The 1,241-nt window shown below is 66.2% G+C and carries 2 protein-coding genes; one reads left to right on the forward strand and one right to left on the reverse strand.

All coding sequences use genetic code 11. The annotated features are described in order from the left end of the window. Positions 1-778, reverse strand: a 778-nt coding sequence (locus tag AC1D00_RS41720; RefSeq protein WP_477014721.1) for a hypothetical protein, incomplete at its 3' end; no start/stop codon positions are given. Between the two features lie 106 nt (positions 779-884). Between AC1D00_RS41720 and AC1D00_RS41725 the strand changes: the two genes are divergently transcribed. Continuing rightward, positions 885-1,241: YaiI/YqxD family protein (locus AC1D00_RS41725; protein ID WP_477014722.1), on the forward strand; the 357-nt coding region annotated here is incomplete at its 3' end.

Genomic DNA, 1,241 nt, shown 5'->3' on the forward strand with positions numbered 1-1,241 from the left:
GCTGGTAGATCGCGGTGTGCTGGCAATGCGCCAGCGGTGTCTCGCCATTGGCGACGACCAGCGCGTCGAGCTCGACGAAGCGGTGGCCCTTCTTCTCGTAGTTCGCGGTCACCTTGGCCCGCGCAACGATCTCGTCGCCGGCGCGCGCGGGCGACAGCAACTGCATGCGGCTGCCGGCGTGGATCCATGGGCCTAAAATGGTGTTGTCGACGAGGACGCGGTTCATCACGCGCTGGATCAGGCCGGGATGGCCGAGCCCCTCACGCGCGAAGATCGGATCGGTTTCCCTGATCTCGGCGAGATAGTCCGCGGCCGCCTGCCCGATCCATCGGCGTGGCTCCGTGCCGAGGCATTTGCCGGTCTCGAACGTCGCGGGGCTCACCGGCTTGCGCTCGGCGACCGCGGGGACCGCAAGATAGTCGTTCAAATCCACCACCGGCGCGCCCGCCGGCAGCGAGGCCGTCCCGGTGGCGCACAGCTCGGTGCGGCTGAACACCTCGATCGTGAGCAGGCCATTGTGCTCGGTTGCATCGACATCGGCCGTCTCGCCGTCATAGACCGGCTTGATGAAGCGGGCCTCCACCAGTCCGCGTGACAGGAAATCGCGGCCCCAGTACGCGACCGGCACATGCATCATGTAGGCGAAGACGTCGACACCAGGCACCAGCCCGCCGGAAAAGCCGAAGCGACGCGCTACGTGGTCGTCATGCATCTTGTTTTCGGATTGTTTGGCGGTGTTGTAGGCCTCGACGCGGTAGGTCTCGAGCCGGTTCGGCATGGCTACCCTTCCCCAAAATTCCTGTTGTTTCGGGCCGATCGTAGGCCCCGGGGAACACCGGTCAATCCCCTCGCCTTTGCGGCCCGAATGGGCTACCACCCCGCCGATGACTGACACGCCCACCCGCATCTATGTCGACGCCGACGCCTGTCCGGTGAAGGACGAGATCTACCGCGTCGCGCTCCGGCACGGCGTGCCCGTGAGCGTGGTGGCCGGCAATTTCATTCGCGTGCCACAGGATCCCTTGATCGAGCGCATCGCCGCAGGTAGCGGCATGGATGCCGCCGACGACTGGATCGCCGAACGCGCCAAGCCGGGCGACGTCGTCGTCACCTCCGACATTCCGCTCGCCAGCCGCTGCGTGAAGGCGGGCGCCGACGTGATCGCGCCGAACGGCAAGCCGTTCACCGAAGAATCGATCGGGATGACGCTGGCGGTGCGCAATCTCATGACGGATCTGCGC

The sequence above is a fragment of the Bradyrhizobium sp. P2_E8 genome (assembly GCF_056403875.1).